Genomic DNA, 24,620 nt, shown 5'->3' on the forward strand with positions numbered 1-24,620 from the left:
TTATTAATTTAAAAAGTCAATTTTATCAGTATCAATTTTTTCAGTGTAATTGTCAATAACTTTTCCATCCTTAATTATTTCAACAGTAACATGATCAGGTTTAGGCATTTTATATGTTGTATAATACGCAAAGCTTATGTCATAATTTGAATCATAATAGACACTGTCCAATTGTTCGGTTTCCTGACCTATCCGAGTGTCATTGGCGCCATAGTATGTTGTTTTGATAATATACCCATTCAAATCGTTAGGAACACTTTCGAATATTGCTTGAGTATATAATGTGTAACTTTTCTTGCCTCCTGAGGAGTCATAGCCACTTATATCTGTTATAGTCAGCCTCACATGATCCGCATCACTTGGAGCATTATCAGTATTATTATTATTTCCAGTCATTCCTATAACTATCAATCCCACTATAACGACTATAGCGATAATTACAAGGAATATCTTGCCATTGCCTAAGATGCTATCCAATGGTGAAGCGGAGCTTTTAGCTTCAAAGCTGTGACCGCAATCCATGCAGAATTTTGCATCGTCAGGCACTTGTTTTCCACAATTCGGACAACTTTTTGTCATCATATCACCTTAATATTCCTTAACGGAACCTATCAGATTCTCCATGTCATCCAACAGGTTTTTAACATCTTCATCTGAGCCGGATTCATTGCTAATATTGATCACCAGTTCATTTGTAAGCTTCTCTATCTGGTCGATGATAGTGTGCATCGCATCAATCTTGGCTTGGATTTCATTCTGCACCCTTGGAGTGTCTTCTGCTGCCAGATTGATGATGTTTGTTGCTGAGTCGGCCTGCTTGTAGAATAGCTTGTGTGATGAGTCAATAATGGAAATGAACTTGTCATAAGTAATCTGTGGAGGGGCAAATCTCTTTCCAATCAAATCCCTTACCACTTGCTCCTTTACATCGAACAATACTTTCAATTCATTTATTTCCTTCTCATACCTTTTAAGTGAACTTACGCTGTAGTCCTCTGCAACAGTTTCCTGAACTGCAGGTTCACTTTCCTTTTTGGCAATTGAAACTTTTCTAAGGGGTTTCCTTTTTTGTTCCACATATGAATTGAGATTGAAAATGCGATAGAGATAGACTAACGGTATTATGAATAATATCAGAAGAACAAGCATGGCTAATCTGTTAGCAGCAACAATAACCGGTACGCTTATGCATATTAATGTTACATAATAAATGCCTAAAATCCATGGAAGGGACTCGTGGATAAGCAGTACATCACCTGAATTGCCCAGGCCTTTCCTCAATCTGACCTCTGAAGCGGCCTTTGATTTTGGAGCGTATTTCAGTATGTCCTCATCTGAAAGGATGGGGTCTTGAGGTTCAAGGACGTATCTGACATCATTGATGGTCTCAATGCATTTGATAAGGTTTCCCTTTTCATCATAAGCTTTTGAGTCCTTAAAGGTTAACGGTGTGGTTAATCGTTTAATCTCGCGTGTTCTTCGATTTCCGATTGGCATTATTTACTTCTCCATATTATTATGTAAACTTATATTTAGAAGTAAATGTTTTTAAATATTTGTATTCAAATTGTTAATATCATTCAAATTCCTTTTCAAGAAGAATTGTGACAGGGCCGTTATTCAATAGACTGACCTTCATAAATGCCCCGAACTCGCCTGTTTCGACTTCAATCAGTTCACTGCATTTTTCAGTAAAGTAATCAAATAATTCTATTGCCTTGTCTGGAGCCAATGCCTTGTGAAATGAAGGCCTGTTCTTTTTGGTATGTGCATATAATGTGAACTGAGGCACTAATAATAATTTGCCGCCGATATCCTTGACTGACTTGTTCATCCTGCCGTTTTCATCCTCAAAAATTCTGAGTTTGGCAAGCTTTCCTGCCAAGTAATCAGCCTCTTTGGTGGTGTCGTTCTGGCCAAAACCGACCAGAACCATCAATCCATCCTCAATTTCTCCAACAGTCACGTTATCCACTTCAACGCTAGCTGAAGTAACCCTTTGCACAACCAGTTTCATCTAATCACCTTTAGCAAATTCTCCCATATAATTCATCGGCTCGCCACTTTTTGCCCTATTATAATATTCGGCAGTCGCACTAAATAAAGCATCCCCTGCTGAGTTGAGTGCTGTTTCACATGAATCCTGAATAACGCCTATGATGAATCCTACGGCAACAACCTGCATTGAGATGTCCTGACCGATTCCAAAGAGTGAACATGCCATTGGAATGAGCAATAAGGAACCTCCTGCAACACCTGATGCGCCGCATGCAGCCAATGTTGAGATAATGCATAAAATAATAGTTACCGGTAGAGGAACTGTAATTCCAAGAGTGTGACATGTAGCAAGGGTCATTACAGTGATTGTAATTGCTGCTCCTTCCATGTTGATTGTTGAACCTAATGGGATACTGATTGAAAAGAAGTCCCTGTCAATTCCTAGCCTTTCGCACAGGTGCATGTTAACTGGAATGTTTGCAGCTGAGCTTCTTGAGAAAAATGCGGTGATACCACTTTCTCTTAAGCATGTCAATACCAATGGGTAGGGATTGCGCCTCAATGCTATTCCTGAAATCAACGGATCTGTTACAAAGGCAACGAAACCTATACATGCAACAAGCAGCAGGATCAGTTGTCCGTACTGTGTGAATATGCCCAGTCCGCTTTGTGAAACTGAAGTGAACACTAAACCCATGATACCGATTGGAGCGCATTGGATAATGAAACGCACTACCATGGTTATTGCATTTGCTATGTCTGTGACGACATTCTTTGTTGTGTCGCTTGCAACCATTTTAAGGGCTATACCAACTATGATTGACCAGAAAAGTATTCCCAGGTATTCCCCTTCAGACAATGACTTTATCGGATTTGAAAAGATGTTTAAAATCATGTTTGATATTACATCCTGAAGAGCACCGGGAGCTGCAGCAGTACTTGCTGTGGTCAAGTGAATTGACACGGGGAAGAGATAGCTTCCGATTACCGCCACCATTGCTGATAGGAAAGTACTGAATATATATAGTACGATTACAGTTTTGTATCTAGAACCAATACCTGTTCTTGCCTTTGAAATGGCTGAAGCCACCAGGACAAAAACTAGGATTGGAGCAATGGATTTAAGGGCAGATACAAATATTTCCCCTGGAAATCCAATAATTTCCCATTCAGGAACAAGAATTCCTAAACTAGCACCTATAACTAAACCTATAACAATCTTTAAAATAAGACTGGACTCTGTCCATTTTTTAATAAATCTGTTCATAAAATACCACTATATATCAAGATTTTTTAAAACCTCGTCAGTAGCATCTCTAACAGTATTTGCAGCTTCAAAGAATTCCTTTTTCTCAATGTCATTCATATGAATCGGAACAATCATTGCAACGCCTTTCTTGGAAATAACGGCCGGCACCCCTAATGATACGTCTTCCACCATTTCGATTTCACCGTCGAGATAACTACTAACAGTTAACACCTTATGGGAATCGGTAATTATAGTAGACATTAAATTTGATATTGCAAAAGCAGGACCATATTCGGTTGCTCCTTTTTTTGAAATGATTGTATTACCGGCATGTCTTAATTGATTAACAAGTCCTCTTATGTCCAGGTCAACATATTCTACGAAATATTTCAATGGGATACCACCGATTGTGGTGGAACTTAACAGGGGCACCATATGGTCTCCGTGCTCTCCTATTACCCTGGTATGGACTTCTGAACTGTTAATGTCAATTTGTCTTGAGAAATAATTTTTTAATCGTAAAGAGTCTAAATGGTTTCCTACACCAATGACTTTGCTCTTTTTAAAACCAGATGCTTTATAAGCAATAGTTGTCATAACATCCACAGGATTAGTAGCAACAAGTATAATTGAGTCAGGAGAATATTCCGCTATCTTTTTAGAGTAATAACTTACAATCTCTGCATTAGGAATTGCCAGATCCAATCTTTTCATTCCCTTTTCCCTATGAATTCCCGCTGCAATAAGAACGATATGGGAACCTGCAAGGTCTTCAAACTCACAGGATGGTGTTAACTTACAATCAATATCCCTTGCCGCAAGGGCATCATACATGTCATATGTTTCTCCTTTGGCTTTATCAAGACTTTTAGGTCTTGAAAACATTACTATCTCATCAACTGTGTCTTCACGTGCAAGAGTGAATGCAACATTCTTTCCTATTATACCAGTTGAACCTATTATACTAACCTTTACCATACAATAGTATTAGTTTTCTATATAAAAATAACTTACGAAAACAAATTTTATGATATTGAAATGGTTAAAAAATTAATGAAAAATTATAAAATTTAACCTAAATTTATCATATAGGAACAATATGTTTAAAAATTAAATATCGTTATATTTAAAAACATTTGTGATATAATATTTACTAAGAGATGATATAATGGCAGATGAGGAATTGAAACTTGAAACAAAATGTTATGACGCTAACGAATACGGTTACCTATATGGATTAAATCAAAAAATACCTGATGAGGAATTCGAAAAGGTGATGCCATACTTCAGAAAATTCAAGAGAATGGATTTCGTAGAGGGCAATGTTCAGGTCACCGGAAGGCCTGAAGGATGGAGATGTCTTGAAAAGGACGTTGCCAAAGTTGAGGAAATCCTTGGAATAACTAACACTCTTGAAAAAAGGCAGAACAAGGTAAAGGAAGCGTTTGCAGACCCAATCAAAAAGGCAAACCTAATCGACAAGTCATATGAATGGCTGAAATTATTGTTTGAAAGGACAGGCACACACCCTGAACAGGACCTTTCAAGGCTTGCAGTCCACTCCACAAAGATTTATGACCCTCAGGACAGTTTCAAGAATGGTTCAGATAAAGGTGAGGGAGAACTTTTCATATACACTCCACATGGAATGTGGTACATCATAAACAATTCCGGCGAGTTTGCAGACAAGTCCCTGAACAATGTTAAAACCTCTCAAGGCGGTGCTGTCGGCTACAGGTTGATGTACGATGATTTGGTCGATAGGCTAATCAGAATCTACACTGAGGAAAACCTATACACCGGCGAAAGCCTATACTGATTATCTAATGAATCTGAAATATATGAAAACAGCAGCCAATACCACAATGGCAACTATAGCTACAATCCAATGGACAAATGCATAAAGCAATGCCCCAATGAAGAAAATAAGCAGAAACACTAACGTGGCCACGTTACTTGAGTGATAGATTGAGTTTATCCTTCCGATATCATGATTGCTCACCCTTGCTCCGCAGCTTGTGCATACGGACTCCTGAGGTGAGAGAATCTTATTGCATTTTGGACATCTTTGCATTGGCATGGTAATATATTTCATTCAAATAAATAAATATTTTATTGATTAAATTTAAATTTAATAACTAGATTATTATAAGGTGGTCTAACTATATGCAAAAAATCATAAATGCACATTGTCACATTTACCCGGAAAAAATTGCAGATAAGGCAGTGATTGGAATTAGAGACTTTTACGATTTGGACATGTCCCTCAACGGAAAGGTTGACGGAATGCTTGAGGACGGTGCAAAGGTTGGCGTGACCCATTACCTTGTCCATTCAGTGGCAACAACTCCAAAACAGGTAAAGTCAATCAACGAGTTCATCGCCGAGTCCGTAAACCAGCACCCAGACATGTTCACAGGATTTGGAACACTGCACCCTGACAGCGATGACATCCAGGGCGATTTCGATTACCTAATCGAGCTTGGGCTTAAGGGAGTCAAGCTGCATCCTGATTTCCAGCAGTTTGCAATGAACGATGAGCGTGCATTTAAGATTGGTGAAGTGGTAAGTGCAGGCAAGGTCCCTATGCTAGTGCATTGCGGTGATTTTAGATACAATTACTCCAATCCGGAACAGGTAAAACCATTCTTGGACGAATTTCCTGAAATTCCATTTATCGGTGCTCATTTTGCCGGTTGGAGCATGTGGGAGGAAGCCACCGAAAAGCTTGCGGGAACACCTAACCTTTATGTTGACTTATGCTCCAGTCTATATGATCTCTCCCCTGAAACCGCTGTGGACTTGATTCATGCATATGGTGCCGACAGGGTATTGTGGGGTACAGATTATCCGATGTGGGATTCTGCAAGTGAAATGGAATACTTCAACAGGCTTGACTTGACCGATGAGGAAAGGTCACTTATCCTTTATGAAAATGCGGCCAAGCTATTGGGTCTTGAATAAATATGTTGTTGATTGATACAATCAACACCCAATTTTATATCAACTTTTTTTGACAAATTTATACAATTACTTGATTAAACTGTTTGATTAAGTTTAGTTTTAACAAAATTTTTCTATTTTTTATTTTAACAGTTAAGATTAACCTAAACGAATTTTAAAGACCAAAACAAAGGTTTATATATGATTAAAGACCTAACATTTATTTGTAAATTGTGATTTTTGAATGTAGTTTTAATTTCAAGGAGGCTAATTATGACTACCTCAAACCCAATACAAATAATTCTGAATGAAGACAAAACAAATTCACCAATGGTAGATATAGACATTATAAAAAGTCCTATGAAATATGAGATTCTTGAACTGTTGAGACATGGCGAGATGAAATTTGAGGACATTGTGGAGAACACTTCAAAGTCTAAGGCAAGCATTTCAATGCACCTGAGAGACTTGAGAAAAGAGGGGATTGTAAACTACAAGGCAGACCTCACTGACAACAGAAAGAAGATTTTCTACTTGAATGCTGATTTTTTAGGGTCAATTGACACCAGCAAGACTAAAACACTAAAGAAAGACCAGACCAAATTGCTGATTGATGAATTCATCGAAAAGGGTGATGTGGAATATGTGATTCTTCTAACACACACCTGCAAGTCACTGTTGCTTGAATTCGGAATGGACATCTCTCCGGTCCTTCAAAAGATCGGAAACCATATCGGAGAATACATTTTCAGCCAATTGAAAAACGATGATCTGGACACGTTCACAAAAAACATTTCCCAATACTGGCTCAAGAATAATTTGGGAGAGCTGTCATTTAATATTGACAACAATATCGAGATAACCTGTCTGGACTGTTTCGAATCCAAGGACTCCCCAATTATCGGAAAGCCAAGCTGTTCTCTTGAAAAGGGAATGCTTGAAAAGCTTTTCAACATGTATTTCAACTTCGATTTGAACATCGATGAGATAATGTGCTATTCAATGGGAGATGGAAAATGCGTTTACCAACTTCAACCCTAATAGTTTAGTTAACTCTTAATTATTAGGGTTTTAATCCTCTTTTTATTGCTTTAGATTCAAGTAAGCAACATAAGACTTTCATGTCTTATGAAAATGAAAAGAGGTGTTGATGTTGAAATTTAGAAGCATTCTAATATTCCTGATATTGATGATAGTTGCAGTTTCACCAGTTTCAGCCGAAAACGAGACCGCAAAAAACACATACAACTCAGACATTAACAATATCAAATTTATTAATCCAAAGGATTACTGCCAAAATGAAAAGGGTGAGTGGACACCATACACATCGGATACCGGAAGTTTCAAAAACGTTACAATGAGCAATGGCTATAATGCATACTCAATACAAAACAGCGGATACATTGAAACCGAAGATTTGAAAACTCACCCATCATTTTGGAATAATACATTTTTCATTGTTGACGCTAACGACAGCCAAAGCGTTGTCGGGCACTGGTACTACACCAACGGCGAACCCATAGGGGAATACTTGAGAATCCTATTCTACACCCATTATGACGATCTGCTGCACATCAACAAGAATTCACCAAAAATACCGAGTTCCATATTCGTGCAAAGTTTCGTATGGGACTTCTATGAGAACAGCGCCAATACGGACAAGCCGTTCTATGAATACAACAAGGAAGCAGTAAACAGGTATAATTCAGGTTTTAGGGTCAACAATAGCGGCAATGTTCAATGGCTGAAGGAGACTGTATATGGAATATTTGATTTTCTAGCTTTTAAGAACCTCAATCGAACCCACAAGGACTTATGGGGAGTGAAGGTTCAGCTGTTCAATATAATCATTGACAATTCCACAGGAAATTCAACCGTTAATGAAACAGATTTTATCAGCAATAACGCAACTGATAGCAATACTACCTCCACCGATGGCGATAAAAAAGCAGATGGCAAAATTAAATACATAAAAGATAGCTATATGAAATTTGACGGTAAAAATCCAATAGAAAAATTGGACTATAAAACCGGAAAACCTGTGGATGTATTGATTATTCTAATCTGTTTGGCTATATTGGCAGTGCTGATTTATTCAGCTGAAAAGCAAAAGAAATAGTTAAATGTGACTAACAACGTCACACCTTTTTTTAAATAAAATTATTGAAAAAGCGATTATATTTATTATATTAACGTTAAATTACTTTTTAACAAAAATGTTTATGAAGAAAATAATTGTTTACTTTTTAAACGCATTTACTGCAGGAGGAGTCAAAAGACCATTTTCAATCATTTGATTGACTTCATCAATTGTAAACCAACCGTAATCATCATGTTCCCTGCTTATATTCACTTCATCACTTTCGCATGTGACTTTCATGATGAGCTGGATTGATTTCACCTCTTCTGAGGTTTTGCATGCAGTGTAATCGTTTCTGACTACATTATAAAGTGAAACAATATCTATATCCAAACCGGTTTCTTCCAGGTATTCTCTTTTAAGAGCCTCATCGAAAAACTCGCATTTCTTAACCTTTCCGCCTGGAATTTCCCATTTCCCAGCATCATGAGCGGATTTGGATCTGATTTTCAAAAGCAGTATTTTATCGTTGAACTCACAGATTCCTCTAGCGGTCAAACCCCACATTGTAGACATGTTAAAACTTCCTAAAAAAAATAAGTAAAAGGGATTTGATCCCCTTATTTCATTGCCTTTTCAACAGCTACTGCAACAGCTACGCTTGCACCGACCATAGGATTGTTTCCCATACCGATAAGACCCATCATTTCCACGTGAGCCGGTACGGATGATGATCCTGCAAATTGTGCGTCTGAGTGCATTCTTCCAAGTGTGTCTGTCATACCGTAGGATGCAGGTCCTGCCGCCATGTTGTCAGGGTGCAGGGTTCTTCCTGTTCCTCCTCCTGAAGCCACTGAGAAGTATTTCTTGCCTTGCAAGAGACATTCCTTCTTGTATGTTCCGGCTACAGGGTGTTGGAAACGTGTTGGGTTTGTTGAGTTACCGGTGATTGACACGTCTACGCCTTCAAGGTGCATGATTGCAACCCCTTCACGAACGTCATCGGCACCGTAGCATCTTACCTTTGCCCTTTCACCGTCAGAGTATGCCTTTTCCTTGATGACTTTGACTTCACCTGTGAAGTAGTCGAATTCTGTTTCAACATGAGTGAAACCGTTGATTCTTGAGATGATTAAAGCAGCATCCTTTCCAAGACCGTTGAGTATTACGCGTAACGGTTTTTCACGAACCTCATTTGCTGAGTTTGCAATACCAATTGCCCCTTCAGCAGCTGCGAAACTTTCATGACCTGCTAAAAATGCGAAGCATTCGCTTTCATCACTTAAAAGCATTGATGCAAGGTTACCGTGACCGAGTCCCACTTGCCTGTCATCTGCAACACTTCCAGGAATGCAGAATGCCTGTAGTCCTTCACCGATTGCCTTTGCAGCATCTGATGCCTTAGTGCATCCTTGCTTAATTGCGATTGCAGCTCCGAGAGTGTATGCCCAGCATGCGTTTTCAAAGCATATTGGCTGTACTCCCTTAACGATTTCATATGGGTCGAATCCTTTGTCAAGACATATTTGCTTTGCCTCTTCAAGGTCTTTGATACCGTATTTCTCCAATACTGGAGTGATTTGATCGATTCTTCTTTCATAGCTTTCAAATAAACTCATGCTTATTCACTCCTTGGATCTATTTTTTTGACCGCATCATCAAACCTTCCGTATTGTCCGGTTGCCTTTTCAATTGCTTCCATTGGGTCAACGCCTTCTTTTATCGCATCAAGCATTACCCCGAGGTTGATGTACTTGTATCCGATGATTTCATCATCCTCGTCAAGGCCGATTTCAGTGATGTATCCTTCTGTAAGCTCAAGGTATCTTGGTCCTTTGGCTTTTGTTGAGTATATTGTTCCCACTTGGCTTCTGTGACCTTTACCCAAGTCCTCAAGGCCTGCACCGATTTGAAGACCTCCTTCTGAGAATGCTGATTGGGTTCTTCCGTAAACAATTTGTAAGAATAATTCGCGCATTGCAGTGTTGATTGCATCGCACACTAGGTCAGTGTTCAATGCCTCAAGGATTGTCTTGCCCACAAGGATTTCCCCTGCCATTGCGGCTGAATGGGTCATTCCTGAGCATCCTAATGTTTCAACCAATGCTTCTTCAATGATTCCGTCCTTAACGTTCAGGGTCAGTTTGCAGCATCCTTGCTGTGGTGCGCACCATCCGATTCCATGAGTGAAACCTGAGATGTCTGTGATTTGTTTTGCTTTAACCCATTTGCCCTCTTCTGGTATTGGAGCAGGGTCATGATTTGCACCTTTGCGCACAGGACACATGTTTTCGATTTCTGTTGAATATATCATCTTTTATCTCCAATTTTTATTACTGTTTAATTTTATTTGTTTTATGATTAATGTATTTTATGAAATGAGGCATTTATTGCGAATTCAGATTTTCTTGAAATTATTCAATTAATGTCAAAAGTTATTTACTTTGAGTAATTATTTAAGTAACATGAAATGCAAATAGTTAAATGGTGATTATGTATGGATTTCATAATTGTTTTAGCAAAAATTACACCTAAAAAAGGTTGTAGAGATACTATTGTTGAAATTTCACAAGAGTTAATTGAAACCACACTGACCGAAGAAGGCAATATCGACTATCAGCTATTGCAGTCAACAGATGATGACACATTGACTTTTGTTGAAAAATGGGAATCTCCAGAAGCCTTAAAAAAACATATGGCTTCACCGCACTTCCAGGACTTCGGTGCTGAAAGTGGCGATTTTGTTGAAAATATGGAAATTCAAGTTTTAAGTGCCGATGAGTTAAAATTATGATTTAGTGGTAGATGACTAAACTCATATTTTCTTTTTTTATTTTTTACTGTCATTATTTAAAAAACACCATTGATTTAAACGAATGTTTTTATTCGATTGATTGAATTATAATAGCTACTTTCAATCTAAAGACTTATTAGAAAACAATGCCAAATTAAGATTATGAAGATTTTCATTAACATTGATACCAATAATCAAAAATCAATCAAAACCCGTGAAATGCTTATCGGATTGGCCGGTAAAATCAACATGGAAACTGTTGAAGATGCTGAATCATGCGACATCATCTTTTCAATCGGAGGAGACGGAACATTTCTTAAAACAGCTAGACTCTCATCACAAAAGCCAATCATTGGAATAAACACCGGAACATTAGGGTATCTGACTGAAATCAATCCCGAAGACATTGAAAAGGCATTGGATGATATTAATAACGGTGATTATTACATTGAAGAGAGAATGATGCTTGAAGGTGAAGTGGTAAGATCAAATGGTGACGTGGTTGAAATACCTGAATCATTAAATGAAATAGCCATTTCCAAAAATTCATTTGGTGTTGTCAGGTTTGATGCAATCGTTAATGAAAAGCTAATCAACTCATACACTGCCGATGGAATACTTGTCTGCACACCAACCGGCTCAACCGCATATAACCTTTCATGCGGAGGACCGATAGTTGATCCAACAGCTGAGATAATAACATTGACACCAATAGCTCCACATACAGTTATAAACAGGAGCCTGATACTGTCAGATGATTCTGTTGTAGAAATTAGAATTACAGAATTGCGTGAAAACACTTTATCCTACGTGCTCTATGACGGAAAGCCGATTGAAGTTTTCAGCAAAGACACTATAAAAATCAGAAAATCAGATAAGATTACAAAAATAATTAAGCTTGAGGACAGAAGCTTCATCGATACAATTCGTGAAAACATCAGTTAACTGTAATGCAGTCATTAGGACATATTGCAACGCAAACCCTGCATCTTTTGCACACCTGTGCATCACGAACTGAGCTAACCTCATCCACCAATATAAATACATTGTTCGGACAGGCGATTGAGCATTTCTCACAGCCGTCACAGTCATCAGTGTTAATGTCAATGTGACATTCCTCGACAACTTCCTCTTTTTCCTTTTTACCTCTTTTGAAAAATGAACCGAGACCCATATAACTTCCTCAAATTAATATTTAAATAAAATTTTATAAATAATTATCCTAAAGATTATGCATAAATCATAATCCATAGATATCCGGTTTAATCTGTTAAAATTGGGAATAATTAAAAAATTGAACCTCCTCGTCGTGTAGGCGACGAGGATTCGCAAACCAAAAAAAAATTATAGTTTTTTTTGGAAAATTTTTTACTGCACCGTAGTCCCTACGATTTCTAATCCTTTATTTAGGATGTTTATAGCTGCATTCAAGTCACGATCATGATGTGTATGACAATATGGGCAGTTCCAGTCCCTTATTCCTAGATTTTCGATTCCTTTGAGGTTTTTGTTGATTTTTTGGCATTTGCTGCATTTTTGGGTTGATGGGAAAACACGGGGAATTTTAATGAATTTTACGTCTTCTTGTTGGCATTTTTTCTCTAGTCTGTCCATGAAGTCACGAGGCGCATTTAATTGTATGCTGTGGCTTAGATGTTTGTTGTTTTTCCATGCAATGATGTTTTCATTTTGAACAACAACAAATGAACTGTTTTTTACGATGTAGTTTGCCAACTTATTGTAGTAGTCTTTTCTTTTGTTTAGGAATTTTTCCCATGCTTTATTGTATAATCTTTGTGCTTCAAGGTATCTTATGGAAGCTTTTTTGTGGTGGCTCATGTTTTTTTGATGTCGTATGATGTTGTCTGTTTCCCTTGTTAGGTCTAGATTGGGTATCTCTGTGCCATTGGAAAGTACAGCTAGTTTTCCACATCCGATATCAATTCCCACTTGCATTAGCGGACCAATTATATTTTCCGGAACATGCATATATTCTATGTTAAAAACGGCGTAGTATTTGCCGTGTACTTTTTTAACGGTTACGTGTTTGATTTTCACGCTCGGGTCATTTTTGTCACTTCCTCGGCGTAGTAGTTCTCGGTATTCTTTGCTTGTTTTGAATTTGACTAATCCTAATTTGGCTAATTTTATTTTATCATATCCATTTTTATCCGGTGTGATTTTTACATTATTGTTGTTGTTTATTATTCTGAATGTGGATTTTAAGGTTTTTTTCTTGGTTTTGTAAGTTGGATACGCGGATTTTAAATATGGGTCATTGTATCTTTTAAACGCATTGATTAGGTCTTTTTGTGCTTGTTGTCTGCTGCTGGATTCTGCTTTTTCCAAAAAAGGATACTCACATCTCAACATATTTAAAATAACACTGCAAGAGCTATAGTTTACTTTTATTTTTATATCATCTCCGTAACCGTATTGAATTAGCATTTTTTTAAAGTTGTTTATGAATTCTAATTCCTCGTTGTAGATAAATCGTCTAATGCCGATGTTGGATTCGATTTGGTTGATGCTGGCTATTTTTTCTCCATTATCATTGCGATCCATTTTACCGGGAAAAATTCTAACCTCAATATTCTTTTTAACCAAATTCACCATCCAGAAACTCCCCAATATGTTTTTTTAGAATTATAAAAATCAACCATAAGGAAATGGTCAATGCAAACATGATACATATGATATAGTATAATTTCATGTGTAAATTATATATAAATACTAGGAAAGAGCATTTGGAAAGTAATCTTACTATTTTAAAAAATGAAAAAAATAATAAATTATAATAAAACAAAAAGTACATTAAACAGAATTAAAAAGAAAGATACGAATTTTAAACCCGTAAAAACAATAAAACTTCAATAAAAACTACATTAAAAGTAAGTACACACAACTGTGCAATTCATCCACGACCTAAAAGAGGTCGTGGTATTCTTGCATTATTAAGATAAAAAGAGGAATTTTATAAGTAAGTATTATAAAATTCAATAATCTTATCGAATGGAATGATATCCATATCATCATACAGGTCGGTGTGAACAGCATCAGGGATTATCATAAGTTCCTTGTTGTCACCTGTCAATTTTTCAAACTCATATTTTGAGAAGTAGCATGAGTGAGCCTTTTCCCCGTGAATGATCAATACTGCGGAGCGTATCTCATCGGAGTATGCAATAATCGGTTGGGATATGAATGACATTGTACCGATTGCTGTCCATCCGTCATTGGAATTCAGTGAGCGTTTGTGATAACCCCTTTCTGTTTTATAGTAATCATAATAGTCCTTTACAAAGAATGGTGCATCATCAGGTAACGGATCGACTACTCCTCCTCCCATTGCATATTCGCCGTTTTTGAAGTCTTCGGTTCTTTGATTGTTGAGCATGACTTTCATTTCATATCTTGCATCCGCACTGTCTGCCTCGTCAAAGTATCCTTTTGCATTGATACGGGTCATGTTGTACATTGTGGATGTGATTGTTGCCTTGATACGTGTATCTAGACTTGCTGCATTCAGGGCCATTCCTCCCCATCCACATATTCCAAGTATTCCCACTTTTTCAGCATCAACGTCATCATTTGTGACTAAAAAGTCTACTGCTGCCTGGAAGTCTTCGGTGTTGATGTCTGGGGATGCCATGTATCTTGGAAATCCTGCGCTTTCACCTGTGAATGACGGGTCGAAAGCGATTGTTAAAAATCCGTTTTCAGCCAATACCTGTGCATACAATCCGGATGACTGTTCCTTCACGGCACCGAACGGTCCGCAAACGGCAATTGCAGGCAATTTAGAATCAGCATCCAATGGTTTAAATAAATCCGCTGCAAGTGTTATTCCTATCTGTTGGTGAAGGTCACCTTTTCATGATGTACTTTGTCTGATTTGGGAAATACCTTATCCCATTCATTGGTTAATTCGAGTTCTGTCATATTATCAACTTAAAATCTTGTTGATAATATTATATTAAAAATAGTATATATAACTGTTGTAGTTTACAACAAAAAAGTAAAAAAAAGTGATTAGGTTTTAGAATTTTAAACCTAATTCGTATGCTTCTTTCAATTTGTCTTCTTGCTCTTCTGCAACGATACCTGCAGGACCTGCTGAACCGGCATCAACATGACCTAATACTTCGTATCCCACAAATGTGAATGGTGAGAACTTGGTGAGTTCAATGTATTGTTCGTAGGTTCCTTCAGGCTGGTTTTCAGTGAATATCAATGCTGCTTTACCTGATAGGGATTCGTCATTGAATTTTCCAATCTTGTAGAAACGGTCAATGATGAGTTTTCCCTGTGCGGTCATTTGGCCGTAGTAGATTGGTGTTGCAAAGATTACACCGTCTGCTTCAATCAATGCTTCGATGATTTCATTACCGTCATCTCCACGGATACATTCTGGGTGTTCTGCACAGTACATGCATGCCTTACATGGTGCGATGTCCTTGTCTTCAAGGTAGTATTTTACTACTTCTCCACCGTTTTCCTCGATTCCCTTAATCATTTCGTCCATCAAAACGTCACAGTTTCCGCCTTTACGTGGGCTTGCTTGAAGTGCTATAATTTTCATTTAATAATACTCTCCGATTAATTGTGATTAATAATATATACATTAAGCATTAAATAGATTATTGTTATAATTGCTTTTCAAAGGGGTGAATTATGGTTAAGGTTTCAGTTATTGTTCCAGTCTATAATGCGGAAAGGTATTTGAGCGAGTGCATCGAAAGCATTGCCAGCCAAAGCCTTGACGACATTGAGATAATTTGTGTTGATGACGGGTCAACCGACAGCTCACCAGATATCCTAAGACAATACGCTGATAAGGATTCAAGGATTAAAATATTATCTCAGAAAAACAGTGGTGCGGGAGCAAGCAGGAACCTTGGATTGGAACATGTCACTGGCGAATACGTCTATTTTGCAGACAGTGACGACTATCTTGATTTGAATGCTCTTGAGGAATTGTACGGCGTTGCATGTGAAAAGTCCACTGACTTTGTAATGCTTAAGGTTAAAAACTTCTATGAGAAGACCGGTGAAGTCATTGACGATGACTACTACAGCATGCCCCATTTAAAAGAATGTGTGGGCAGTAATGTTTTCAGCTACAGTGACGTTTCCAAAATGGCACTGGAGCTGTGCGTTTGTCCGCCAGGATGCTTTTTTAAAAAAGAATTTGTCAATGACATAAGATTTCCAGAAGGCCTTCTATTTGAGGACAATGTGTTTTTCACAAATGCACTTTTCAAGGCCGACAGGATCTGTTTTCATGACCAGTTTTTATACAACAGGAGAAGATGGAGCGATTCAACAACCGGTCAACTCTCCGTGAGATCACTTGACACAATTGAGATAAGCAATCTTCTTTTAGACCTGTGCAACGAGTACGGCCACCCTAACCATAAGAAAGAGTTATATTACAGGATATTCAATAATATCTATAACATATTCAAGAAGGCGAATCCCTCACAAAAGGATGAATTTTTCAATAAAATAAAACATGACTACCTTAAAAGCAAGCCGAAATGGGAAAGCGATGAATATTTCAAAAATGAATTGAATCCGAAGTATAAGCACATTTTCAACTGTGCATTGAAGTCCAAAAATGCCCAAAGGTTTGAAAAATGCGTGTATAATTACAATAACAAAAGCAGATTAAAGAGATTAAGGGATAAGTTACTATGAAATTGTCAAAGTCAAAGATAAACACTTACATGAAATGCCCATTGGAGTTCAAGTTCCAATACATTGAGGAAAGAAAGGCCGAACCGAACAAGTACATGGCACTGGGCAGTGACGTTCACCTGATAGCCGAGAAGTTTGCAGAAAAGTTCGGTGATGAGCTTGACGGCGTGGATATTGATAATGAACTCCTTAAAATCACCCATGAGCTTGATTTTAGCTATGATTTATCCAATCACATTGAAAACCTCGGGAAATTCTTCAGGGAAGTCTTTGTTGACAATGACTATAAGCTCTACAGCCAGGAGGAGTACCTGCTTGATGAGGAGCATCGCTTTTCAGGAATCTGCGACATCATTTTAGAGGATGAAAACGGTGACTTGACCGTCATTGACTACAAGACCGGCAATTCCAGCTCATTTTCCAAGTACCGCAGGGAACTGTGCTACTATAAGCTTCTTGTTGAGAATGTCTATGACAAGAACGTAACAACCGTTGGAGTTTTCTTTACTAAAAACGGCCGTTTGAGACTGCTTGACGTTGAGGATGAGGAAAACAAGCGCAAGTTCCTGCATTCACGTGAAATCGATGAGGCAATCGACACCTTCTATTTTGTGAGAAGGGAAGTCAACAAGGGCAATTTCTATGCCAAGCCACAGTTCTTGTGCAGGTTCTGCACATACAATGATATCTGCGACCATTACTATTAAAAAATTTAGGCATACCTAAAAATTATAAAAATTAAAAAAAATAATGAAGTTATGAGGAGGCTTCCTCAACTTCTTCAAAATCGACTTTTTCACCTAGTATTCTAAGTCCGATGAACATTACAACAACACCGATAGGAATACAGATGTACCATGGGATTCCTAATCCTGCTGGGATGTAACCGATGAATATTGCCACACATGCAACGAATATTGCATAGTAGATTTGTGTTTGAACGTGATCAATGTGGTTACAGCTTGTTCCCATGGATGAGAGAATTGTTGTATCTGAAATCGGTGAACAGTGGTCTCCGAAAATAGCTCCGGTCAGTACACCACTTGTACATACGATTGTAAAGTTCATGTCACCAGTACTTACAGCCCATGCGAGCGGAATGGCCAATGGCATCAAAATACTCATTGTACCATATGCTGTACCGGTTGCAAATGAAATCAAAGCACCTAAAATAAAGATAAGTGCAGGAACAATCCATGCAGGTATGGTACTGCTTAAAACACCAACCAGATAGTCAGCGGTTCCGACTTCACCGATAACTCCACCTAAGGACCATGCAAGAAGCAGGATTACACCAGTGATAACGATGGTTTTCATACCACCGATCCACTCGGAGATTGCATCCTCAATGGATAGGATTTGCTCACCGACTGCCATTACAATAGCCACGATGGAAGCGAGAAGTGCTGCCTGGAACAATGCGACGGAAGCGTCGGATTGAGATAATGCCTGGAAGATACCGTCAAATGATAATGGAGCGGTTTTCATCAAGGTGATTAAAGCCTGATCTTCCCCACCTAAAATGGTGGTGTATCCGCTCCAGTAGAATGCAATCAATGCACCGATAATAAGTGTTCCGATAGGGATGATTGCGTTCCAGATGGAGAGTTTGATTCCTTCAACAGGTTTTACTTCATCAAAACCAGGTGCTTCAGGAACAATGATTTCCTCATTTTCTTTTCTAGCACGTGCTGCTTGTTCTGCTTTTTTCATTGGACCGAATTCATATAAAGTCAATGCAGAAATAACAATGAACAGTAAGATAAATATATTGTAGAATCTGTATGGGATTGTTTGTAAGAAGATACCGAATCCGGTTACGTTGGTTACGCCAACTGATTGGAAACCGGCTGCGATTAAACTAATTTCTAATCCAATCCAGGTAGATATGATTGCAATTCCCGCTACAGGAGCTGCAGTTGCGTCTACTACAAATGCTAATTTTTCTCTTGATACTTTAAGTTTATCCATAACAGGTCTCATGATCGGACCGACAATCAAGGAGTTTGCGTAATCGTCGAAGAAAACACATAATCCTAAAACCCATGTGAATAATTGAGCTTTTCTAGGAGTGTCTGCTCTTTTAGCGAATGCGTCAGCAAGAGCTTTTGCCCCACCCATTTTTGTAATCAGTTGGATAACTCCTCCAATGAGTAAACATTGAAGAATAATACCTGCATTCCATGGGTCTGCCATACAGGAGATGACTTGTGAACCTAAATCAAGGAATGCGTTGATTGCTGTTGATATGATGTTTAAATCGTTACAGCATAACATGAATTCTCCAACAAATACACCGATGAACAGTGACAATACTGTCTCTTTTGTGATGAATGCCAAAGCAATAGCCACAAGAGGAGGTAATAGTGTTAATATACCGAATCTGACAGAATTATCAGCATCTGCTGGTGTTGAAGTAATCCATAATGATAAAACAAAAAGGAGTATAATAGAAACAGCTGTTATTAATCCTAATCTCATTTTTTCATTCATTTATTATCACACCATTTTTTCCTATACATTTCAAATTTCCATTATAAGTCAGAAATAACTTACCATGTACATTTTAATATTGTTTTTAATAATATAAAAAGATTATAATTTAAAAATCATATTAAACTTGAAAATAATTTATAGAATATTGAATAAAATGAACAATTTCATAAAATTATATGTTAAAATATTTAATAATAAAAAAAATATAAAATAATAGTTAAAATTTTGAAAAAATTCATTGCCTGTTAATTTTTTCAATGATTTCCGAAATAAACTCATCATCCTCAAACTGCTTTAGATAATCAAGGCATATCTCAACCGGTGCCAAATCGCTGTGCTCATAGAAATAATTTTCAAAATCGGTGTAGTCGATTATGTCCATCTCATACTTTTCCCAGAAGTTGAGGGGGTGATTGTCCAGAAACTCATAACCGTTGTATGTGATGTGGCCATCTTTAAAATAATTTTTCTTTTCGAGAAAATCCTTCAATTTGTCCCAATTAACATTGTAATTGTTTTCAATTGTGTAAATGCAATATTCAAGCTCAATTTTCTCCTCAACCAACCTTAAAAACTTATAGGCAATGAATCTGATGTCCTCCTTGAACTCGCCATCAGATGGATGAATATACTTGATAAGGTCACTTTCCACCTCATCCGGATCATATTCAAGGTTTATTCCGCAGAAATGGCAGAACCTGTCATGGTCATCAATCGGCATGCTGCAGTAGGGACACACTTCATCGTGTGATGTTATGGATGGTATCGGATTTTCATTGAAAAGATAAGCAAGCCTTATCATCAGTGACTCGTTTAGAATCATTCCTGCCTCATATTCCTCCCTGATTTGCCTTTTTATCGCTAGTGCCTTGCTTTCGGTGACATGGGCATCATCCACAAGGGATTCAATATATGCAGAGAAATTATCATCATCGCCAATGATTTCCTCAAGAGTGTAGTTTTTAATCGGAAGGTTTTCCTCAAGCCTTAAAACCGCATTCATCAGCTCAACATCATTATCCTTGAAAAAACCAATGATATCTGCGACATACTCATCGTTAACCTCATTAAAGCAGTCATAATGGGCAATATCATCATTCAACGGGGCACTGTATGCAATGTGGCCCTTGTTGATGTCCAGTATGTGAATGCATCCGCACAGGCTCAAGTCATAGAAATGTGTTGAAAGCTCATCAGTGCCATAGTCAGTGTTTGAAAGCACATGAACACCAGGCACGATGAATTCCAATGCGCTTGCAACGATATTGTCATTTACCTTTTGGGCAAAGCCGTATTTGATTAACAGCTCAACAACAAGTCTTGTCGGCTCCATGATGCTTGGCTTGTTGTGCTCCTCCATGGTCTTGAGGATTTCAGATAAAAACAGTCCGTTTCCACGGTATTGCGGCAAAACATAGATGTTGTTCAATGCTGCGGTGATGAATTCCCTTGAAAAGTCATATGAGCAGAATCCCACAACCTTCTTTTCAAAAACCAGTTCCTTAAAGAGGTTGCATTCATCATATTTAAGGACAAAACCCTCCTTTTCAATGGAATCGTAGATATAAGAGTAATGTTCCTTCAAAATCTCAACGACATTTATGATGTCTTCGCTCAAAAATACCCTTTGGGCATTAGTGTCCTTTTCAATAATATTCATTTATATTCCTTATTAAATCACTTAATTTAAATTAAGAATTGATTATATATAAATTATTCGGTTAAAAATTTTGTTTTAACTAAAAAATAAGCAAATATTTAGTTATTGCTAAAAATAAGATTAAAATTTAGTATTACTAAAACTCAAATCATTTTAAATTTGAAAAAAAATAGAAAAAAAGAAATAAAATTGACTTTTATTTCTTTACGGTTATCTTATTTGAAATTTTTACCTTGCCATAGCTTGTTTTAATGGTGTATTTGCCGATTTTGAGTTTTTTGACCTTGATTTTGGCAATTCCCTTCTTGTTTGTTTTGGCAGTGTATTTCTTATTTTTAATTTTAAAGGTGATCTTTTTACCTTTTAAAGCCTTTCCATTGGAATTAACCAGCTTGGCTGTGAACTTCAACACCTTGCCTTTTTTAATGGATTTGTTTTTGGCAGTCAAAGTAGGTTTAACAAGTATCTTATTGGATACTTTAAATCCTTTATAAGTAACAGTGCCCCCATATGTTTTTGCAGCCAATTTATTCAATTTAACGCTTGCAAATCCATTCTTATCGGTTTTTGCCCAATAGGATTTTGCACCAATCACGATTTTTACTGATTGGCCTTTGACAGGTTTGCCATAGTCATCAAGAGCCTTGACCTTAAAGACCTTATTGGCCCCATAGTACATGACAATGTTTTTATTGCCGCTTAAACGAGGAACAATCTGAATAGTCTGGGAAGTGTTTTCACCATTGGCAGGGTTAATGACTGTTACGCCATATTTACCAGCGTTCAGTTTTAAATTAAGCAAAATAACTCCATTGGCATCACTGCTTAGGTTATGCTGCTTATTTGCCACATCAATCATCATTGTTTTGCCGACAATCGGATTTCCAAACTGATCTTTCAAGATGATCCTGTAGTTTGAATTATAGGTGTAAACATTGCCTTGAGCCAATTCTACTTTTAAGAGAATCTCCAATTCCTGATTTGCATGAGATGAATTGTAATTGTCTCCATTATAATTCACATCAATTGCATAAACACCATCAATGAGACTGAAAGGCAGTTCGGCTTCACCATCATTGAGCTTTAACACTTGAGTTTGATTGTTAAACTCAACAGTAACTTCACCGGTTTTTACAGGGTTGTTGAATTGATCAACAACATTTATTTTAATCTTGTTGCCGTTAACGGTGATTGTGGCTGTAGTGTTATAATCCGCTAAAACTGTGAATGCCTTTATGCATGCAACTTGTGACTTATAGGTATGCAATGCATAGGTTTTTTGCAGATAGAACAGGTCCTGCCAATTTTGACCGTCATAGCTTACATATGATATTTCCGGATAATATATTGCCTTGTTCAGTGAAGCGATTTCGGATATTGGGACACTGGACAACTTGTCTGAGGTTGTGTTGAACACGATTTCAAACACGTCACCAACATATAAAGGTATGATGTCATCCAGGTGGAATGTGTAGTATCCTGCCTGGGAAGTCCCGCTTTTGGTGGTTTTCAATACATTGTTGACATAAACGGAAAATGTCCAGTTTGTCAACTTCTCAAAGTATGTTGACACACCGGAGAGTATTTCATTGTCTGTTGCGGTGAACTTGTTCTTATACCAGACTTCAGTCCTGTCATCATGCAGGTAATCTGTCTTTCCAGCTATATCATACTGGTAATTCTTGTCATATTTTATAGTGTCGTTTAAAATAAATGTATAAGCGATGCCTTCAACGCCAGGTTTTGCGAAGGACTCATCATAATATGACACGTAGAAGTAACCATTATCACCCCAATTTGGACCCCAGCTGTTCTTCACTATCCATGCACCATCGCCTGCAGCATAGCTTCCAAAGTAGAAATTGTCCCTTGAGTATGTGTCATTCCATCCCACAATTGTCACTGCATGGTTTGAAGGATACAATGCCCATGTGAAATAGTCCTTACCATTGTTCAGATAATAGTTGTCAAAGTATATTGAGGTTCCAACCGCACCATATTTCAAGATAGCGGTTTTTATCGCATCATTGTCTGTGTAATTGTCCCTTTTTAAAAACAGTATGTTTTGGATATGTAAAATACTGTTCAAGACAGGTGATAAAACTGATTTGTCATCGAACAAGTCTGAAGTTTCATTTACAGGACCAAGCCAACTTGCGAAATAACCGAACGGCATGGCATCATATCCCCCTTCATTGGTGTCCATTTTCCAGCCGTAATCGGAATACAGTGCAATCAGGTTTTTCATGTTTTCCTCTGACAAGTCGAATTCTGTTCCTGTTGCCTTTTTAAGGCAGGACTCTAAAACCGCCATGGCAGTGAATGCCCAGCAGTTACCGCTTGACTGTTGGTCTTTAACATGGGATACCAGTCCTTCATCCACTAAGCTGTAATAGCTTGGAATGTCGGTGACGTCAATGTCATCAACATTATAGATTGTATAGTTTTCACCACCTAAATGGACGTTTAAATCCTTGGTGTCAATATAATCCTTGTCTATTGGAGCATTGTTATTGCTATAATGATTGTTCTTTATAGGCAATCTCAATTTGCTTAAAAGAGCATATACTGCTCCCGCCTGAACTTTGGCATTGTTGTTTTCAAATGAATTGGAAAGCAATACCACATCTGTGGAATTGTCAATGAATAATGCTCCGCCATTGCGGGCAGAGTTATTGTTGAACACTCCGTATGTGGATGCAAAAGTTCCGTACATATGATAAACGGCTCCACCGTCCCATTTTGCGGAGTTATTATAAAACTTATTGTAGTTTAATGTGACGGCACTGTTTAATGTGGTTATTGCACCTCCAAATGTTGCAGAGCAGTTAATGAAATCAGTGTGGTCAACATTAAGTGGAGATGACTTGATATAGATTGCACCTCCAGCATCATCAATAGTATAATCCTTAATGAATTTTGATCTTGAAATAGTTACATCTGCTGTGTTTTCACAGGCTATGGCTCCACCGAAATTATATGCATAGTTGTTTATGAACCTGGAATTTGATACGCTCAAATAGCCTGCACCCATGTAAATTGCTCCACCGTAGACTGCGTAGCCTCCTTCGAATGTGCAGTTGTTTATTGTCACTTTGGAATTAGCGTTCAAGTCGGATGTGTATATTGAGCCTCCATAATTATTTCCATAACTGTCCGGTGAGCTTCCGTATCCATATTTAAAAATGGTGTTTGTGGCATCAAGGTTTCCTGAGTTTGTAATTGACAAATCCATTAATGTAACATTGGTCAATGTTAAAAGGGAGTTGACCCTTAATCCGACGCCATCATAATTGATTATTGTCTCGGCAGGATTTGATCCGATAATGTTTACCTGTTCGATTGCCTTATAATTATCCAGGTTATATTCTCCATTGGCCAAATGGATATTGCAGTTTCCCTTAATTCTTTCCACAGTCAGATATTTATATGGATTTTGTGATGATCCATCACCATTGTCGTTTTCCAGTGATGCATCGAAATAATAATCGTTATTAGCGGTTAATGTGTCATCATGATAATCTATTGCAATGGTTGTCTGGTTGTCATCGAGCTGAACCGTGTCAGCTGTCTGGTTATTTATTGCATAGCTTGACGGAATTATAAATATCAAAAGCAATAATGTCATTAGAATAATTTTTTGATATTCAGCCATTTTTTCATTCCCCCAAAAAAAGAAAAATAAATAGAGATTAAGTAT

The 24,620-nt window shown here is 37.6% G+C and carries 24 protein-coding genes; 8 read left to right on the top strand and 16 right to left on the bottom strand.

Translation table 11 applies throughout. The annotated features are described in order from the left end of the window. Positions 1-3: 3 nt before the first annotated feature. The 5 genes from E7Z78_RS06465 to E7Z78_RS06485 form a co-directional block, all read right to left on the bottom strand. Positions 4-579, bottom strand: a complete 576-nt coding sequence (locus tag E7Z78_RS06465) for a zinc ribbon domain-containing protein (RefSeq protein ID WP_303724347.1) — start codon at positions 577-579, stop codon at positions 4-6. Positions 580-588: 9 nt separating this feature from the next. Further along, the gene (locus tag E7Z78_RS06470) at positions 589-1,497 is read right to left on the bottom strand and encodes a hypothetical protein (RefSeq protein WP_303724348.1); all 909 of its coding nucleotides are present in this window, start codon (positions 1,495-1,497) and stop codon (positions 589-591) included. A 79-nt stretch (positions 1,498-1,576) separates the two neighbouring features. Continuing rightward, entirely contained in the window at positions 1,577-2,017 is a 441-nt protein-coding gene (gene dtd, locus E7Z78_RS06475; protein ID WP_303724349.1) for a D-aminoacyl-tRNA deacylase, read from the bottom strand. After that, entirely contained in the window at positions 2,018-3,265 is a 1,248-nt protein-coding gene (gene sstT / locus E7Z78_RS06480) for a serine/threonine transporter SstT (RefSeq protein ID WP_303724350.1), read from the bottom strand. Between the two features lie 9 nt (positions 3,266-3,274). Next, positions 3,275-4,225: a malate dehydrogenase gene (locus tag E7Z78_RS06485; protein ID WP_303724351.1), complete on the bottom strand. Its 951-nt coding sequence runs from the start codon at positions 4,223-4,225 to the stop codon at positions 3,275-3,277. 190 nt (positions 4,226-4,415) lie between these two features. On the opposite strand from E7Z78_RS06485, the gene E7Z78_RS06490 reads away from it, so the two are divergent. Then, positions 4,416-5,066 carry a hypothetical protein gene (locus E7Z78_RS06490; RefSeq protein ID WP_303724352.1) on the top strand — a complete coding sequence of 217 codons (651 nt, stop codon included), beginning with the start codon at positions 4,416-4,418 and terminating at the stop codon, positions 5,064-5,066. Here E7Z78_RS06490 and E7Z78_RS06495 read toward each other — a convergent pair whose 3' ends face one another. Next, entirely contained in the window at positions 5,067-5,321 is a 255-nt protein-coding gene (locus E7Z78_RS06495) for a zinc ribbon domain-containing protein (protein WP_303724353.1), read from the bottom strand. Between the two features lie 92 nt (positions 5,322-5,413). Between E7Z78_RS06495 and E7Z78_RS06500 the strand changes: the two genes are divergently transcribed. The 3 genes from E7Z78_RS06500 (at position 5,414) to E7Z78_RS06510 (ending at position 8,309) form a co-directional block, all read left to right on the top strand. Then, positions 5,414-6,211, top strand: a complete 798-nt coding sequence (locus E7Z78_RS06500; protein WP_303724354.1) for an amidohydrolase family protein — start codon at positions 5,414-5,416, stop codon at positions 6,209-6,211. A gap of 252 nt (positions 6,212-6,463) precedes the next feature. Beyond that, on the top strand, positions 6,464-7,231 hold the full coding sequence (locus E7Z78_RS06505; protein WP_303724355.1) for an ArsR family transcriptional regulator: 768 nt from the start codon (positions 6,464-6,466) through the stop codon (positions 7,229-7,231). Positions 7,232-7,340: 109 nt separating this feature from the next. Continuing rightward, the gene (locus E7Z78_RS06510; RefSeq protein WP_303724356.1) at positions 7,341-8,309 is read left to right on the top strand and encodes a hypothetical protein; all 969 of its coding nucleotides are present in this window, start codon (positions 7,341-7,343) and stop codon (positions 8,307-8,309) included. A gap of 120 nt (positions 8,310-8,429) precedes the next feature. Here E7Z78_RS06510 and E7Z78_RS06515 read toward each other — a convergent pair whose 3' ends face one another. From E7Z78_RS06515 to E7Z78_RS06525, 3 genes are read right to left on the bottom strand one after another with little or no spacing between them, the layout of a single operon-like run. Further along, the gene (locus tag E7Z78_RS06515) at positions 8,430-8,846 is read right to left on the bottom strand and encodes an NUDIX domain-containing protein (RefSeq protein ID WP_303724357.1); all 417 of its coding nucleotides are present in this window, start codon (positions 8,844-8,846) and stop codon (positions 8,430-8,432) included. A gap of 44 nt (positions 8,847-8,890) precedes the next feature. After that, positions 8,891-9,889 carry a GGGtGRT protein gene (locus E7Z78_RS06520; RefSeq protein WP_303724358.1) on the bottom strand — a complete coding sequence of 333 codons (999 nt, stop codon included), beginning with the start codon at positions 9,887-9,889 and terminating at the stop codon, positions 8,891-8,893. 2 nt (positions 9,890-9,891) lie between these two features. Then, positions 9,892-10,584, bottom strand: a complete 693-nt coding sequence (locus E7Z78_RS06525) for an iron-sulfur cluster assembly scaffold protein (RefSeq protein ID WP_303724359.1) — start codon at positions 10,582-10,584, stop codon at positions 9,892-9,894. 183 nt (positions 10,585-10,767) lie between these two features. On the opposite strand from E7Z78_RS06525, the gene E7Z78_RS06530 reads away from it, so the two are divergent. Both E7Z78_RS06530 and E7Z78_RS06535 read left to right on the top strand, forming a co-directional pair. Continuing rightward, a complete protein-coding gene (locus E7Z78_RS06530) occupies positions 10,768-11,064 on the top strand; it encodes a putative quinol monooxygenase (protein WP_303724360.1) in 297 nt (98 codons plus the stop codon). 162 nt (positions 11,065-11,226) lie between these two features. Then, positions 11,227-12,009 carry an NAD(+)/NADH kinase gene (locus tag E7Z78_RS06535; RefSeq protein ID WP_303724361.1) on the top strand — a complete coding sequence of 261 codons (783 nt, stop codon included), beginning with the start codon at positions 11,227-11,229 and terminating at the stop codon, positions 12,007-12,009. On the opposite strand, the gene E7Z78_RS06540 is transcribed toward E7Z78_RS06535, so the two are convergent. From E7Z78_RS06540 to E7Z78_RS06555, 4 genes are all read right to left on the bottom strand, one after another. After that, complete coding sequence (locus tag E7Z78_RS06540) at positions 12,002-12,238, bottom strand: 4Fe-4S binding protein (protein ID WP_303724362.1); 237 nt, start codon at positions 12,236-12,238, stop codon at positions 12,002-12,004. The two genes, E7Z78_RS06535 and E7Z78_RS06540, sit on opposite strands and share 8 nt — an antisense overlap. A 194-nt stretch (positions 12,239-12,432) precedes the next feature. Further along, positions 12,433-13,680, bottom strand: coding sequence for an RNA-guided endonuclease TnpB family protein (locus E7Z78_RS06545; RefSeq protein WP_303724363.1), 1,248 nt, complete (start codon positions 13,678-13,680; stop codon positions 12,433-12,435). Between the two features lie 358 nt (positions 13,681-14,038). Further along, positions 14,039-14,881, bottom strand: a complete 843-nt coding sequence (locus tag E7Z78_RS06550) for an alpha/beta hydrolase (RefSeq protein WP_303724364.1) — start codon at positions 14,879-14,881, stop codon at positions 14,039-14,041. 222 nt (positions 14,882-15,103) lie between these two features. Then, on the bottom strand, positions 15,104-15,646 hold the full coding sequence (locus tag E7Z78_RS06555) for a flavodoxin family protein (RefSeq protein WP_303724365.1): 543 nt from the start codon (positions 15,644-15,646) through the stop codon (positions 15,104-15,106). Between the two features lie 92 nt (positions 15,647-15,738). Here E7Z78_RS06555 and E7Z78_RS06560 point away from each other — a divergent pair, with 92 nt between their 5' ends. Beyond that, positions 15,739-16,764 (top strand): glycosyltransferase family 2 protein, encoded by a 1,026-nt coding sequence (locus E7Z78_RS06560; protein WP_303724366.1) that lies wholly within the window; start codon positions 15,739-15,741, stop codon positions 16,762-16,764. Continuing rightward, positions 16,761-17,471: a PD-(D/E)XK nuclease family protein gene (locus E7Z78_RS06565; RefSeq protein ID WP_303724367.1), complete on the top strand. Its 711-nt coding sequence runs from the start codon at positions 16,761-16,763 to the stop codon at positions 17,469-17,471. Before E7Z78_RS06560 ends, E7Z78_RS06565 begins: the two co-directional genes overlap by 4 nt. 49 nt (positions 17,472-17,520) lie before the next feature. Here the strand turns inward: E7Z78_RS06565 and E7Z78_RS06570 are convergent, their stop codons facing one another. The 3 genes from E7Z78_RS06570 to E7Z78_RS06580 form a co-directional block, all read right to left on the bottom strand. After that, a complete protein-coding gene (locus E7Z78_RS06570; RefSeq protein ID WP_303724368.1) occupies positions 17,521-19,257 on the bottom strand; it encodes a Na+/H+ antiporter NhaC family protein in 1,737 nt (578 codons plus the stop codon). A 238-nt stretch (positions 19,258-19,495) separates the two neighbouring features. Beyond that, the gene (locus E7Z78_RS06575; RefSeq protein WP_303724369.1) at positions 19,496-20,920 is read right to left on the bottom strand and encodes a GNAT family N-acetyltransferase; all 1,425 of its coding nucleotides are present in this window, start codon (positions 20,918-20,920) and stop codon (positions 19,496-19,498) included. A 196-nt stretch (positions 20,921-21,116) separates the two neighbouring features. Next, positions 21,117-24,575 carry a C1 family peptidase gene (locus E7Z78_RS06580; RefSeq protein ID WP_303724370.1) on the bottom strand — a complete coding sequence of 1,153 codons (3,459 nt, stop codon included), beginning with the start codon at positions 24,573-24,575 and terminating at the stop codon, positions 21,117-21,119. Positions 24,576-24,620 lie beyond the last annotated feature (45 nt).

The sequence above is a fragment of the Methanobrevibacter thaueri genome (genome assembly GCF_015062915.1).
Classification (GTDB): domain Archaea; phylum Methanobacteriota; class Methanobacteria; order Methanobacteriales; family Methanobacteriaceae; genus Methanocatella; species Methanocatella thaueri_B.